This is a genomic window from Fredinandcohnia onubensis (genome assembly GCF_002734285.1).
GTDB classification, from domain to species: Bacteria; Bacillota; Bacilli; order Bacillales; family Bacillaceae_L; genus Ferdinandcohnia; species Ferdinandcohnia onubensis_A.
Map to the genome: position 1 here is coordinate 1 of NZ_NSEA01000018.1, position 14,179 is coordinate 14,179.

Sequence of the window (14,179 nt, forward strand, 5' to 3'; positions counted from 1 at the left end):
CCTGTGAGAGTAGGACGTCGCTAGGCCTTTATTCCGCAGTAGCTCAGTGGTAGAGCTATCGGCTGTTAACCGATCGGTCGTAGGTTCGAATCCTACCTGCGGAGCCATTGCTTCCATAGCTCAGCTGGTAGAGCACTTCCATGGTAAGGAAGAGGTCAGCGGTTCGAGCCCGCTTGGAAGCTTAAAAAAGAGAATTTGCAAATTGGCCCGTTGGTCAAGCGGTTAAGACACCGCCCTTTCACGGCGGTAACACGGGTTCGAATCCCGTACGGGTCACCATTTTCGGAGGATTAGCTCAGCTGGGAGAGCACCTGCCTTACAAGCAGGGGGTCGGCGGTTCGATCCCGTCATCCTCCACCATTTTAAAATATATATTTGCCGGTGTAGCTCAGTTGGTAGAGCAACTGACTTGTAATCAGTAGGTCGTGGGTTCGACTCCTATCGCCGGCACCATCTTCATTTAATGATGGAGGGGTAGCGAAGTGGCTAAACGCGGCGGACTGTAAATCCGCTCCCTCCGGGTTCGGCGGTTCGAATCCGTCCCCCTCCACCATTTACATATGCTCATAAGCCTTTATTCTTTCTTTGGACAAGTTCAAAAGGATGAAGTGGGCTATTTTTATGAAATTATATAATTATTTCCTTAGATTACACATAATTTGTATGTTATCTGAGCAAGATACTAGGGTAATAAAAAAATATAATTCCGTGTTATGATAACACTTGAAGATGAATAAGACATACATTGTTAAGGAATACATTAATACTTAGTAGTGTCGACGATATTTCGTAATATTTCCTACTGAAATATCCCAAAATATCCTCTTGCGGTGATTTTTCTTGATGTTTATTCAAGGAAGACTAATCACGTAGTAAAATCAATGGGCTATAGCCAAGCGGTAAGGCAACGGACTTTGACTCCGTCATTCGTAGGTTCGAATCCTGCTAGCCCAGCCATTTTAGAGCCATTAGCTCAGTTGGTAGAGCATCTGACTTTTAATCAGAGGGTCGAAGGTTCGAGTCCTTCATGGCTCATCTCAAGCGGAAGTAGTTCAGTGGTAGAACACCACCTTGCCAAGGTGGGGGTCGCGGGTTCGAATCCCGTCTTCCGCTCCATGAACTACTTCTTTTTCATACGTGGGGCCTTAGCTCAGCTGGGAGAGCGCCTGCTTTGCACGCAGGAGGTCAGCGGTTCGATCCCGCTAGGCTCCACCAATTACATATAATAACTCACAATAAACCACTCTTGGTTTATTTTTTTTTGCATAAACCCCACATTTGGGTCCATTTTGTCCCCCTTATTCCTGCATATATATACATGATTTTGTTGAGTTGAGTCATTCTATTAAAAGTAGGTACAATAGTGTATGGGAGAAGGAGGTTCATATAAAATGAAGAAGGATATTTCCATTATTGGTGTACCCATGGACTTAGGCCAAATGCGTAGAGGAGTTGACATGGGGCCAAGTGCCATCCGTTATGCGGGTGTAGTTGAACGATTAGAGAGACTTGATTATGATATAGATGATTTAGGTGATATTGAAATTACACGTCCTACCCGTGAAGAAATTGCTAAAGATGAAAATTTAAAGAACCTTGAGAAAGTATCTGAGGCAAATGAAAAGCTCGCTACAACAGTAGATGAGGTCATTCAAGCTGGAAGGTTCCCGCTTGTCCTAGGTGGTGACCATAGTATTGCGATTGGCACACTCGCAGGTGTAGCGAAGCATTATAAAAACTTAGGGGTTATTTGGTACGATGCTCATGGAGATTTAAATACAGCAGATACTTCACCATCAGGTAATATACATGGAATGCCGCTCGCTGCTAGCCTTGGAATTGGTCATAAGAGATTGACAGAAATCGCTGGTTATGGTCCTAAAGTAAAGCCTGAAAACATTGTCATTATTGGTGCAAGATCACTTGATGATGGTGAGAAGGAGTTAATTAAAAAGTTAGGAATTAAAGTATATACCATGCATGAGATTGATCGTTTAGGTATGACGAAGGTTATGGAAGAAACGATTGCATATCTAAAAGAAAAAACAGATGGTGTTCACTTATCGTTGGATTTAGATGGTCTTGATCCCCATGACGCACCAGGTGTGGGAACTCCAGTTCTTGGGGGCATTAGTTATCGTGAGAGCCATCTAGCAATGGAAATGTTAGAGGAATCAAAATTGATTACTTCTGCTGAAGTTGTAGAAGTTAATCCAATTCTAGATGATAAAAATAAAACGGCCTCTGTAGCGGTTGCTTTAATGGGGTCTTTATTCGGAGAAAAACTCTTATAATACCGTACAGTATCTCAAAACAAGGGATACTGTTTTTTTATTTTAAAGATTTAATTTTCCTAGCACATAAACCACCCAAAATTTGTTAAAATGAAAATTATGGAGAAAATGAAACCTTTTAAGAGATGATTCGTAAATAATGATACCCGCGAGTAGAGCGGAGGTATACAAAATGGAGACAATTATTAAAAACAGAATAAGACAGCTAAAAAATGGAGATCAGAATGCATTTGCGGAGATAGTAGAATTTTACAAAGACAAGGTTTTTCAGATATGCTATCGTATGCTTGGGAATCGACATGAGGCAGAGGATATTGCACAGGAAGCCTTCATTCGGGCATATGTAAATATCCATAGCTATGATTTGAATAAAAAGTTTTCGACATGGCTATACCGTATTGCAACGAATCTGTCGATTGACCGCATTCGAAAGAAAAAACCTGATTATTACTTGGATGCCGAACTTGCAGGGTCAGATGGACTAACTATGTATTCGCAAGTTGCTGCAGATGTAACACTACCAGAGGACGAGCTTGAGACACTGGAGCTACAAGAATTAATCCAAGCGGAGATACTGAAGCTTCCAGATAAGTATCGTTCGGTCATTGTTTTAAAATACATCGAGGAGTTTTCACTAAAGGAAATTGGTGAAATTCTTGACCTGCCAGTGGGTACGGTAAAAACAAGAATTCATAGGGGCAGAGAAGCTCTACGAAACCAACTTCGACATGTATAGGGGTGAGAAAAAATGAACTGTTCAGAAAAACACATGGTTACGTTAATGCATAATTACCTAGATGAAGACATTTCTGAAGAGGAAGAGAAGCTACTACGTGAGCATTTGCATGCCTGCGAATCCTGTAATCAACATTTTCATGAGCTAAAGAAGACAATTGCGTTGGTACAAAGTACTTCTCATATTTCTGCACCTGATGATTTTACATTAAAGGTCATGCAAAATCTGCCGAAGGAAAAACGCACTGTTAGCTTTAAACGTTGGTTCAGGGAGCACCCGATGCTATCAGCTGCCGCTCTCTTTCTTGTATTAATGGCAGGGAGTCTCTTTTCCGTCTGGAATGAAAGTGAGCAATTCTCTGTATCAAAACAACCTAATTTAATTGTTGAAAACAATACCGTCATTGTTCCTGAAGGTGAAACAGTGAAGGGGGATGTCGTTGTCAAGAATGGTAAGCTTGTGATAGAGGGAGACGTAGACGGAAATGTCACTGTGATAAACGGTGAGAATTATATGGCTTCTGCTGGAAATGTTACAGGGGAGGTTAAAGTAGTCAATCAAATGTTTGAGTGGCTTTGGTACCATATAAAAAAGGTAGGTACAGATGTCATCCACATTTTTGATAATGAAGAATAGGCCATCGGACACGGTGGTCTTTTTTTTGAGGGTAAAATTAAGCTTATCCACCTACCAATTTGTAATCGGTTAAGGAAAGATATATGATATAATATTATAGCTAACTATGCATGTTTGGATTATTTCATAGAGGAAGTGTGAGAATGTCATTTAATGAACTCCCATTACTAGGTTACCTTGGCATTTTTCTAGATGTTCTCCTTGTCTGGTATGTGATATATAAAATCTTATCCCTTATCCGCGGAACAAAAGCTGTACAGCTTTTGCAGGGGATTATTGTTATCGTTTTTATCCGCTTATTAAGTAGCCTGTTAGAGTTACATACTTTGTTTTGGTTAGTAGACCAGGTGATGGATTGGGGATTCTTAGCGATTATCGTTATTTTCCAGCCTGAATTGAGAAGGGCACTGGAACAGCTTGGCCGTGGTAAAATATTTTCAAGAAGTGGTAATGATGAAGAAGATCATCAGGTAAAATTAATTGAGGCAATAACCAAAGCCACTGATTATATGGCCAAACGCCGCATTGGTGCACTCATCTCGATTGAACGACAAACGGGAATGGGGGACTATGTGGAAACAGGGATTCCATTAAATTCAGCCATATCATCTGAGTTACTAATCAATATTTTTATACCAAATACACCTTTACATGATGGAGCCGTGATTATACAAAGAAACCAAGTAGCGGCAGCTGCATGTTATCTGCCACTATCAGAGAGCCCATTTATATCAAAGGAATTAGGAACTCGACACCGAGCAGCACTTGGGATTAGTGAGGTAACAGACAGCATAACGATTGTTGTATCAGAAGAAACAGGAAGTGTGTCTTTAACAAAGAACGGCGAACTACACCGGGATTTGAAACCTGATGCATTTCGAGACTTACTAAAACAAGAACTAATAACAAATGAAAGCATTACCTCTCATTCACTATGGCAATGGAGGGGGAAAAAGAATGGATAGATTAATCGATAACCGTTGGGTTACACGGATTATTGCATTGTTCCTTGCGCTACTCTTATTTGCATCTGTCAGCTTTGAGAACCAACCTGCTACCAAGAGTCCTGCAGGGTTGCCATTATTTTCAAATTACACGGAAACACTAACGGAGATTCCGGTAAATACATACTATGACGATCAAAATCTAGTTGTATCTGGAGTTCCTCAATATGTAAACGTAACGATAGAAGGTCCATCCGGAGTGACCAAAAGAGAAGGCCTCCAAAAGGAAATCGAAGTATATGCAGACCTAACTCAGTTATCAGTTGGTACTCATAAGGTAAAACTACAATATCGAAATATCTCTGAAAAAATAAAAGTTAAAATTGATCCTGCCGAAATTACCGTTGTCATACAGGAAAAAGTAACAAAGGAATTCCCGGTTGAAGTCGACTTTGTCAACCGTGACCAAGTAGTTGAAGGGTATACTATTGGAGAGCCAGTCGTCTCACCTCGAGTAGTCAAAATAACTGGAGCTTTAGAGGAAATTGAGAGAGTAGCTATCGTAAAAGCAGTTGTCGACCTTAAGGGAGTAACTAAAGACTTTACACAAGAGTCAAGGGTAGCTGTTTATGATAAAAACCAAAATGTTTTGTCGGTAACAGTGGAACCTAATGTTGTAGAAATTGCGGTTCCGATTGTCAGCCCAAATAAATCAGTATCTCTTACCCTTAAGCAAAAAGGAAAACTTCCGGATGGGTTAAGCTTAGTCAATATCACACCAACACCAAATCAAGTAACGATATTTGGTCCGAAAGAAGTGATTGACGAAATTTCGTCTATTGAAGCTGAAATTGACCTAGATAATATAAGAGAAGACTCTACTATTGAAGTGAAAGTTCCGGTACCAAAAGGGGTTATTCAAGTATCCCCTGAAAATATTGAAGTATCAGTTGATATCGAAGAAGAGATATCGGAAACCTTCTCAGATTTATCAATTAGAAGCTTAGGCTTAGGAGCTCAATTTGCACTAACGTTTTTAGACCCTGAAGCAGGGACACTCAATATAGACGTGCAAGGAGCACCAAGTGTCTTAGAAGGGACAAGTCCTACAAATTTTGATGTGTTTATTGATGTGACCAATCTTGGGATTGGTGAGCATGATATAGATATAGAAGTCAAAGGCCCAGACAATGTTACGTGGGCATTACCTCAAGAAAAGGCAAAGATACGAATTACGGAAATTGAAGAGTAATTGAGTATCAGCAAAAGGAGAGATCGTTTAAAATGGGAAAATATTTTGGTACAGATGGTGTACGAGGTGTTGCAAATAGTGAACTAACTCCAGAGCTTGCATTTAAGGTTGGAAGATTTGGAGGCTATGTGTTAACAAAGGATAAAGAACGACCAAAGGTATTAATTGGCCGCGATACTCGTATTTCAGGTCATATGCTAGAAGGTGCACTTGTTGCAGGTCTATTATCAATTGGAGCAGAAGTTATGCGTTTAGGTGTTATCTCCACTCCAGGAGTTGCATTTTTAACAAAGGCTTTAGGTGCTGAAGCGGGTGTCATGATTTCTGCTTCACATAATCCAGTACAAGACAATGGGATTAAATTCTTTGGTCCAGATGGCTTTAAGCTTTCTGATGAACAGGAAAATGAAATTGAGGCACTTTTAGACTTACCAGAAGATCAGTTACCACGTCCAATTGGGGCTGATTTAGGTCAAGTGAATGATTATTTTGAAGGTGGCCAAAAATATCTTCAATTCCTAAAACAAACAGTGGAAGAGGATTTCACTGGTATCCATGTAGCACTGGATTGCGCCAATGGTGCGACATCATCCCTAGCTACGCATTTATTTGCTGACTTGGATGCAGATATTTCTACAATGGGAACATCTCCAAATGGTCTGAATATTAATGATGGTGTAGGTTCTACACATCCTGAAGCCCTTGCAGCCTTTTTAAAGGAAAAAGGAGCAGATGTTGGACTAGCCTTTGATGGTGATGGCGACCGACTCATTGCAATTGACGAAAATGGAGAAATCGTTGATGGAGACCAAATCATGTACATATGTGCAAAGTATATGAAAGAACAAGGTCGTTTAAAGCATCAAACTGTTGTATCAACGGTTATGAGTAATCTAGGTTTTTATAAAGCTTTAGAAGAAAACGGAATTGAAAGTGTTCAAACAGCGGTGGGTGATCGCTATGTTGTAGAAGAAATGAAGAAGAGCGGATATATTCTAGGTGGAGAACAGTCAGGACATATCATTTTCCTTGATTACAATACAACTGGTGACGGACTATTATCAGGTCTACAATTAGTGAATATCATGAAAAGCACAAAGAAACCTTTATCCCAGCTTGCAAGTGAAATGACAAAGTTTCCGCAGTTACTAGTGAATGTAAAGGTAACAGATAAATATCATGTAGCGGATAATCCAATCATTAAAGAGGTTATCGAACAGGTTGAAGCTGAAATGAATGGAAATGGTCGTATTTTAGTACGCCCTTCAGGAACCGAGCCGTTAGTAAGGGTAATGGCAGAGGCTCCGACAGAAGAGCTTTGTAAAGAATACGTAGACCGTATTGTTTCTGTAGTAAAAACAGAGATGGGAATCGAATAAAGATCATATAATACATTTTCATTAAAAATATGTATACTTGGCACATATAGGACCAAGTATGCATATTTTTTTAGTATACATGGAAAATATATACCATGTTATGATTGACGAGTTTGTAGATTGTGTTGTATTATTGTTCTTGTTCAAATTTTTGTAAAGGAGGGTTAACAGTAGTAGTATTTCTAATTAAAGCGCCAGAACTAAACCATGAACGGAAGAAATAACATTGCATAGGCTATTGTTATAGGTTTAGTTGACGAGGTGGAGGTTTATCGAAAATTCGGCGGATGCCTCCCGGTTGATTTCAATCACGACCGAAAGTCCTTTTAGTCAAAACAGAGGGGTGACTCTCTGCACAAACGGAAGGATATGATTGAGTAAAAGAGATAAATATGGAAAAAAAGGGGCAAGATAGCCCCGTGCTTTCTTGTTCCCTTTTTTAGGGAGGAAACTTATTATGTGCGGAATTGTAGGTTTTATTGGACATCAAGACTCGAAAGAGATTTTACTAAAGGGACTAGAAAAGCTTGAGTATCGCGGCTATGACTCAGCTGGAATCGCAGTAATGAATGATGAAGGTGTACATGTTTTTAAAGAAAAAGGTCGTATTGCGATTCTTCGTGAGGCTGTAGATCAAAGTTTATTTGCTACTGCAGGGATTGGACACACTCGTTGGGCTACACATGGTGTGCCAAGTAGAGTCAATGCACACCCACATCAGGCGTCTACTGGACGATTCACTCTTGTTCATAATGGCGTAATTGAAAATTACAGTCAGCTTAAGAATGAGTATTTACAAAACGTTGAGTTACTAAGTGATACAGATACAGAAGTTGTTGTTCAGGTATTAGCGCAATTTGTAAACCAAGGTATGGAAGTAGAAGCGGCTTTCCGAAAAACATTAAGCCTACTAAAAGGTTCCTATGCAATTGCAATGCTTGATGAGCAAAACAACGAAACTATCTATGTAGCGAAAAACAAAAGTCCACTTCTTGTAGGTCTTGGCGACAACTTTAATGTTGTAGCAAGTGATGCAATGGCAATGCTCCAGGTAACCGACCAATATATCGAGTTAATGGATAAAGAAATTGTCATTGTTAAAAAAGAGTCTGTCACAATTAAAAATTTAGCGGGTGAAACAATCAGCCGTGACCCATATACAGCAAAGCTTGATGCAAGCGATATTGAAAAGGGAACTTACCCACACTATATGCTAAAGGAAATTGATGAACAGCCTTTAGTCATGAGAAAAATTGTTCAAGAATATCAAGCTGAGAGCGGCAAGTTAGCGATTGATCCTTGTATTGTCGAAGCGATGAAGGATGCAGATCGAATCTATATTATCGCTGCCGGAACAAGTTATCATGCTGGTCTTGTTGGGAAACAATTCATTGAAAAAATGGCGCACATTCCTGTAGAGGTTCATATTTCTAGTGAATTCTCATACAATATGCCTTTATTATCTGAGAAACCATTATTCATCTTTATTTCACAAAGTGGTGAAACAGCAGACAGCCGTGCTGTGTTAGTACATGTAAAGGAAATGGGTCACAAGTCCATTACAATTACAAATGTACCTGGTTCAACACTTTCACGTGAAGCTGATTACACGTTGTTATTACATGCAGGACCAGAAATTGCAGTTGCTTCAACAAAAGCTTATACAGCACAGTTAGCAGTACTTGCAATCCTTGCGTATGTAACAGCTGAATCAAAGGAGATAAAGGTTGGCATGGACCTTGTCAAAGAGCTTGGGATTATTGCAAACAGCATGGAGGCTCTATGTGATGACAAAGAAGTAATGGAAGCTATTGCTTGGGAGTACTTCACTACTACTCGTAACTGCTTCTTCATCGGTCGTGCGATGGACTTCTTCGTTGGACTAGAGGGTGCCTTAAAGCTTAAGGAAATCTCCTATATCCAAGCAGAAGGTTTTGCAGGAGGAGAATTAAAGCACGGAACAATTGCCTTAATAGAAGAAGGGACACCGGTTATCGCTCTAGCTACTCAAGAGCATGTTAACCTAAGCATTCGTGGAAATGTGAAAGAGGTTGTGGCACGTGGCGCACACCCATGTATCATTTCAATGAAGGGCTTAGAAACAGATGAAGACCGTTATGTGCTCCCAGCCGTTAATGAAATGTTAACACCACTTATCTCTGTTATTCCGTTACAGCTTATCTCTTACTACGCAGCGCTTCACCGTGACTGTGACGTAGATAAGCCACGTAATTTGGCGAAGAGTGTAACGGTTGAATAAAAAATATTCAATGTAAATTTGGGACTTGTCTCTATATAAAATTAAGGTTCCTTAAATAAAATAAGCGTTCCTTAAATAAAATTAATGTTCCCAAACCGAAGGTTTTTCCGGTACGTTTCCCGGCAGACCTTCGGTTTTTTTATGTAAAATTAGATGGGGTTCCAATCGGAATCTAATCCCATTTTCAATCAAAATTCAATCCATATCCAGTCGCTTTTTTTAATTGTCTCCATAAAAAATTAAGGTTCCTTAAATAAAATAAGCGTTCCTTAAATAAAATTAATGTTCCTAATCCGAAGGTTTTTCCGGTACTTTTCCTGGTAGACCTTCGGTTTTTTTTTGTATAAAATTCAGCGGGAATCCAATCGCAATCTAATCCCATTTTCAATCAGTATTCAATCCGAATCCAATCGTTTTTTCAATTCCGTATTCCTCCAATCGCTTGTCCAGTAAGGTTCCTAGCCTCTTTCAGTTAGTTTCCCACACAGTATTGAATCAGCATCCTTTCCAGTGTTTTTCCTCACTCCTTAGAATCAAAAAGTCCTCATTTATCTACTCCGTATTCGTCTATTAAGGAACGTAATTTTTTTATAAAAATCATTGCAAAATCGGTACAATTTTGGGCAAAAATCGGGAAAAAAGGCGGGAACGTAATTTTTTTATAAGAGAAAATGGAAGGGGCATTGAAAGGGGCGTGAGCCCTTGGGGGATAAGGCGTTGAGTGTGATGGGAGGAGGAAGGGGCGTGGGAACGTTAATTTTCGATGGGGACATAGTAGATGGGCAAAGGATAGGAATAAAGGTTAGAAAGGGAATTTAGTATAATAAATAGTGAAATGGTATGGGAAGATAAAATAGGATGTGAATAAGGATGCTTTCTCTTGAAGAATTCATTTCAAAAAGAAAAAAAGAAGATCGTATTAATGAATTTGATATTGAGTCAAAGGCTCAAAATATGCAAACGTGTATGAACTATATATTTGAGTATTTCAACCAATACCTTGATGATTCAAAATTGGATGAAAAAACAGTGCTAAACGAAGAACGTCTTGAAAAGTATAAAAATTCTCTTCGGCAATATGAATCTGATATTCAGGAATGGTTAGTTGGAATTTATGATGATTATGACAAGCAACTGAATCGTTCTATTGTTAGTTACCTTAAAAAAGATGAATTATTTTATCTATACAACACTGATCAAGAGTTTCGCAGTGTTTCTTATGATTGTTACGCTCAACTTATAAAGAAAAACCATTTTCTGAAAGAGCAGACGGAAATGCTTTTCCTTTTCATCAAAGATCATCACCGAATTCAAAGTAATCCAAAAATGGATTTTGAAAATATCTATATATCAGAGGAAGTAGAAGAGTGGATTAAAAAGACGTGGGATAAATACCAAGTAAATTTGCTGACTTTTGCTTCAAACTATGTTTCTCGTTTTTTTGACAATGAGGAGACTTGGGATGTGAAGCATAGAATAAGAAGCAAAGATAGTTGGCGAAAATATGAGTACGACTATAAACAAAAAAGTAATTTATTCAATATTAATTCATTACATAGAAGAATTTCAAAAAAACCATTTATCAGAGGAAAAAAACAATTTCTTGAAATCTTATTAATGTATTGTTGGCTTCATGAAATAGATGGCGATGAAGATTACTGGCAGGAATATATAAATAAGGTCTTACCTTCAATCCTTTTCTAACAAGTGAGTTGATTAAGAGCAAAAAGCGTTATTCCATTAGGAGTAACGCCTTTTTACTAAAGAAACTTTATACTACTTCATTCTTTAACAATTGCCTAATAGACAAACTTGCATCTTCTAAATATATTTCTGGTGATTTACTGCTATTTTGCTTCCAATCAATTGAAGCTCCGTATATCATCCAACTTAACATCGTGGCCAGTATTCTTAGCTTTTCATTACTCTCATCCTGATACTTTTTTAATAGAGATTGTAAGATAATCTGTTCAAGCTCCTTTTTTAATATGGCTTCGATATTCACGCTCATATCATGATAACTTCTTTGACATCGGGTTGATAAGCCCATATGGAATGTAGTAATAGATAAGAACAAACTCTTTAGCATTTCCTCGCTGAACTCTTCATTATTCGACAATTCCTTTAGTACATTCTCCAGTAAATCTTCTTTTATCACTTTTTCCAGCAAATCATATTTATCGAGAAAATGACGATAAAAAGTTGCCCGATTAATCATGGCTCCTGTTGTAATATCACTGATTTTGATACTGTTGAACTCCTTTTTTTCCAAGAGCTCTACAAAGGAATCAAAAATGAATTTCCTTGTTCGAATTGAACGCAAATCCGTGTTTTCCCCAGTCATTAAAATACCTCCATTTCAGAATGATAAGACATTTTTCGTGATTTGTGGCTTATGCAACAAAGTGAAGATTTTGTTGCTTGAGGGGTGAACAGATCATATCTATAATTTGATTATACAACAAGTGTTGCGTATGCAATAGTTGTAAAATTAATTCCCTTTTATTGTGGGAACAGGAATTTAGGAGGATTTATTAAATGAATTTATTAGTAGTTAAAGCAAATAATCGCCCGGCATCTCAGGGTGTATCTAGTAAAATGTATGAAACTTTCATGGAGTCTATAAAAGAGGCAAATAATCTAAATGTGACTGTCTATGATGTTTTTGAAGAAGATATGCCATACTTTGGGCAAGAATTATTTGATGCTTTTGGAAAATTACAAAGTGGTGATGAACTATCAGAATTAGAACAACGTCTTCTAGCTGCGAAACAAAAAGCGAAAGATGTATTTGCTGCAGCTGATGTTGTCGTATTTATTTTTCCATTGTGGAACTTGACGGTTCCCGCAAAACTTCACACATTTATTGACTACATTGATGAAGCGGGTTACACCTTCAAATACGGTTCAGATGGTTCGCCAGTTTATTTAATGCCAGAGAAAAAGATTATTCTAATGAATGCCAGAGGTGGGTATTATTCTTCACCCGAAATGCAGAAGATGGAACATGCAGTGAATTATATGAGAAGCATATTTGCTGGAATGTTTGGTATGGAACTTACTGATGAGGTTGTTATTGAGGGACATAATGCAAGGCCTGATAAAGCAGAAGAGATCATTGGAAATGGGATGCGTAAAGTAACAGAAGTCGCAGAGAAATTAGCTTATCAATATGCTTAATCAAATGGAGTAATCATTCCAATGAAGGAGGAATTGAGATGACCAAGGAAACAACATTTCATAGAGATATAAAGGATTTTTGGTATCCAACATATAATAAAAATGGTTATCCACATGTCCAACAAGGAGTTATTCTTAATCCTGAGAGGAATCAAGAATTTTCTCCCTTTATTCTTATGGCCGAAGACTGGTATAAACGTGGAGTCTTCGCCGACCATCCTCACCGAGGCTTTCAAACTGTAACGTATGTTGTTGATGGGAGGCTGGAACATATAGATAATGCGGGTGGCTATAGCCTATTAAATGCTGGTGATGTTCAATACATGAATGCTGGATGGGCAGCTAGACATGCGGAAGAGGCTTATTATGATGACTTGATTCATACATTACAGGTATGGCTAAACCTTCCAAAAAATTTGAAGCGTACAGAAACAGCTTATCAAAACATCTATGTTGAAGATGCTCCTGTAGTGAACTTTGAAGGTGGTTCGATTCGAGTGTATTCAGGGGATATTGCAGGGGTAAAAGGACCAATGAATAGTTTGGTACCTATTACAATGGTGGAAATTACCCTTCGTGAAGGAACTGAGTTTACACATATTTTACCTGAGAATCATAATTCATTCTTGTACATGTTGGCAGGAGAGATGGAATTCGGAGAAAGTAAGACAAAGATAGGTAAAACAGGAGCAGCTACAATATCCTTTAATGAAGAAGGCTCCGAGTCTAACCAAAGTGAATTAAAAATAAAAGCAAAAACTCGTTCTAAAGTGTTGATATATTCAGGTGTTCCTATTCGGGAAGAAATTGCATTTGGTGGACCATTTGTAATGAATACGGCAGAAGAAATCCGGGAGGCATTTCGAGATCTTCAGCGAGGAGTATTTGGACCTCCTGCTGTAAAAGAGTAAGGGGAATTTTCATAGGAAAAGGAACTACATTGTGTGGAAGGCTGCACTTATACAATGAAGTATTTTAAATGAGTGATGGACTAGAATCGGGGTTTCATTTTTACCTCTTTATTCTTTTTTCTATTATATCTCCACGCTAAAAAGTCGGTACCTACTGCTAAATAGTTGGTATCCAGAGCGGGAAGACCAACGGGTAAACAAATATGTATTCAATCTTGATTCAATCGTAAAATCAATCAAAATTCGGGGGGCGGGTCCAGTAGGACTTCGTCCCTTTTCTTTTCTAAAAGGCAAAGTAAAGGGAAAACAGCGGAAGTGGTGAGAATTCCTCCGCTGTAGTGTAAATTTGTACATTTTAATTTTCACTTTTAGTAGAGTCGTCTTTTTTACGAGATGCTAAACCTATGACCCCGCCAACTATAATAAATACAATGTTTAAAATGATTTCAAATCCTTGAAAGGCATCAACATAATTAACTAAAAACCAGCTTTTACCTCCATTTGTTAGATGATTAATTAGCCCTCCTACTCCTTGGATAAGGAATAGTAAACTAAGTCCACTAATAATTTCTTTCATGATGAACACC

At 38.3% G+C, this 14,179-nt stretch carries 12 protein-coding genes and 10 tRNA genes; 20 read left to right on the top strand and 2 right to left on the bottom strand.

Features of this window, described 5'->3' with window-relative positions; all coding sequences use genetic code 11:
- The first annotated feature begins 32 nt into the window (after nucleotides 1-32).
- The 18 genes from CKJ95_RS17030 to CKJ95_RS17120 all read left to right on the top strand — a co-directional run bounded on the left by CKJ95_RS17030 (nucleotide 33) and on the right by CKJ95_RS17120 (nucleotide 11,205).
- Nucleotides 33-107, top strand: a tRNA-Asn gene (locus CKJ95_RS17030).
- 2 nt (nucleotides 108-109) lie between these two features.
- A tRNA-Thr gene (locus tag CKJ95_RS17035) sits at nucleotides 110-182 on the top strand.
- 22 nt (nucleotides 183-204) lie between these two features.
- Nucleotides 205-279 (top strand) — tRNA-Glu (locus tag CKJ95_RS17040).
- Nucleotides 280-284: 5 nt separating this feature from the next.
- Nucleotides 285-360: transfer RNA gene (locus CKJ95_RS17045), tRNA-Val, on the top strand.
- Between the two features lie 17 nt (nucleotides 361-377).
- A tRNA-Thr gene (locus CKJ95_RS17050) sits at nucleotides 378-453 on the top strand.
- A 15-nt stretch (nucleotides 454-468) separates the two neighbouring features.
- A tRNA-Tyr gene (locus tag CKJ95_RS17055) sits at nucleotides 469-553 on the top strand.
- A 329-nt stretch (nucleotides 554-882) separates the two neighbouring features.
- A tRNA-Gln gene (locus tag CKJ95_RS17060) sits at nucleotides 883-957 on the top strand.
- Nucleotides 958-962: 5 nt separating this feature from the next.
- Nucleotides 963-1,035 (top strand) — tRNA-Lys (locus CKJ95_RS17065).
- Between the two features lie 6 nt (nucleotides 1,036-1,041).
- Nucleotides 1,042-1,116, top strand: a tRNA-Gly gene (locus CKJ95_RS17070).
- Between the two features lie 23 nt (nucleotides 1,117-1,139).
- Nucleotides 1,140-1,215, top strand: a tRNA-Ala gene (locus CKJ95_RS17075).
- Between the two features lie 176 nt (nucleotides 1,216-1,391).
- Entirely contained in the window at nucleotides 1,392-2,294 is a 903-nt protein-coding gene (gene rocF / locus CKJ95_RS17080; protein WP_099354658.1) for an arginase, read from the top strand.
- Between the two features lie 172 nt (nucleotides 2,295-2,466).
- The gene (gene sigW / locus CKJ95_RS17085) at nucleotides 2,467-3,030 is read left to right on the top strand and encodes an RNA polymerase sigma factor SigW (RefSeq protein ID WP_099354659.1); all 564 of its coding nucleotides are present in this window, start codon (nucleotides 2,467-2,469) and stop codon (nucleotides 3,028-3,030) included.
- 12 nt (nucleotides 3,031-3,042) lie between these two features.
- Nucleotides 3,043-3,666 carry an anti-sigma factor family protein gene (locus tag CKJ95_RS17090; protein ID WP_099354660.1) on the top strand — a complete coding sequence of 208 codons (624 nt, stop codon included), beginning with the start codon at nucleotides 3,043-3,045 and terminating at the stop codon, nucleotides 3,664-3,666.
- 143 nt (nucleotides 3,667-3,809) lie between these two features.
- Complete coding sequence (cdaA, locus tag CKJ95_RS17095) at nucleotides 3,810-4,631, top strand: diadenylate cyclase CdaA (protein WP_099354661.1); 822 nt, start codon at nucleotides 3,810-3,812, stop codon at nucleotides 4,629-4,631.
- Nucleotides 4,624-5,862, top strand: coding sequence for a CdaR family protein (locus tag CKJ95_RS17100; protein WP_099354662.1), 1,239 nt, complete (start codon nucleotides 4,624-4,626; stop codon nucleotides 5,860-5,862). Before cdaA ends, CKJ95_RS17100 begins: the two co-directional genes overlap by 8 nt.
- Before the next feature lie 32 nt (nucleotides 5,863-5,894).
- Nucleotides 5,895-7,241, top strand: a complete 1,347-nt coding sequence (glmM, locus tag CKJ95_RS17105; RefSeq protein ID WP_099354663.1) for a phosphoglucosamine mutase — start codon at nucleotides 5,895-5,897, stop codon at nucleotides 7,239-7,241.
- Between the two features lie 457 nt (nucleotides 7,242-7,698).
- Complete coding sequence (gene glmS, locus CKJ95_RS17110; RefSeq protein WP_099354664.1) at nucleotides 7,699-9,501, top strand: glutamine--fructose-6-phosphate transaminase (isomerizing); 1,803 nt, start codon at nucleotides 7,699-7,701, stop codon at nucleotides 9,499-9,501.
- An 870-nt stretch (nucleotides 9,502-10,371) separates the two neighbouring features.
- Nucleotides 10,372-11,205 (top strand): hypothetical protein, encoded by an 834-nt coding sequence (locus CKJ95_RS17120; RefSeq protein ID WP_099354666.1) that lies wholly within the window; start codon nucleotides 10,372-10,374, stop codon nucleotides 11,203-11,205.
- 67 nt (nucleotides 11,206-11,272) lie between these two features.
- Here the strand turns inward: CKJ95_RS17120 and CKJ95_RS17125 are convergent, their stop codons facing one another.
- Complete coding sequence (locus CKJ95_RS17125; RefSeq protein ID WP_099354667.1) at nucleotides 11,273-11,845, bottom strand: TetR/AcrR family transcriptional regulator; 573 nt, start codon at nucleotides 11,843-11,845, stop codon at nucleotides 11,273-11,275.
- Between the two features lie 194 nt (nucleotides 11,846-12,039).
- On the opposite strand from CKJ95_RS17125, the gene CKJ95_RS17130 reads away from it, so the two are divergent.
- Entirely contained in the window at nucleotides 12,040-12,681 is a 642-nt protein-coding gene (locus CKJ95_RS17130; protein WP_099354668.1) for an FMN-dependent NADH-azoreductase, read from the top strand.
- Nucleotides 12,682-12,719: 38 nt separating this feature from the next.
- Nucleotides 12,720-13,592: a pirin family protein gene (locus CKJ95_RS17135; protein WP_099354669.1), complete on the top strand. Its 873-nt coding sequence runs from the start codon at nucleotides 12,720-12,722 to the stop codon at nucleotides 13,590-13,592.
- A 355-nt stretch (nucleotides 13,593-13,947) separates the two neighbouring features.
- On the opposite strand, the gene CKJ95_RS17140 is transcribed toward CKJ95_RS17135, so the two are convergent.
- Nucleotides 13,948-14,169, bottom strand: a complete 222-nt coding sequence (locus CKJ95_RS17140) for a hypothetical protein (protein WP_099354670.1) — start codon at nucleotides 14,167-14,169, stop codon at nucleotides 13,948-13,950.
- Nucleotides 14,170-14,179: the final 10 nt, after the last annotated feature.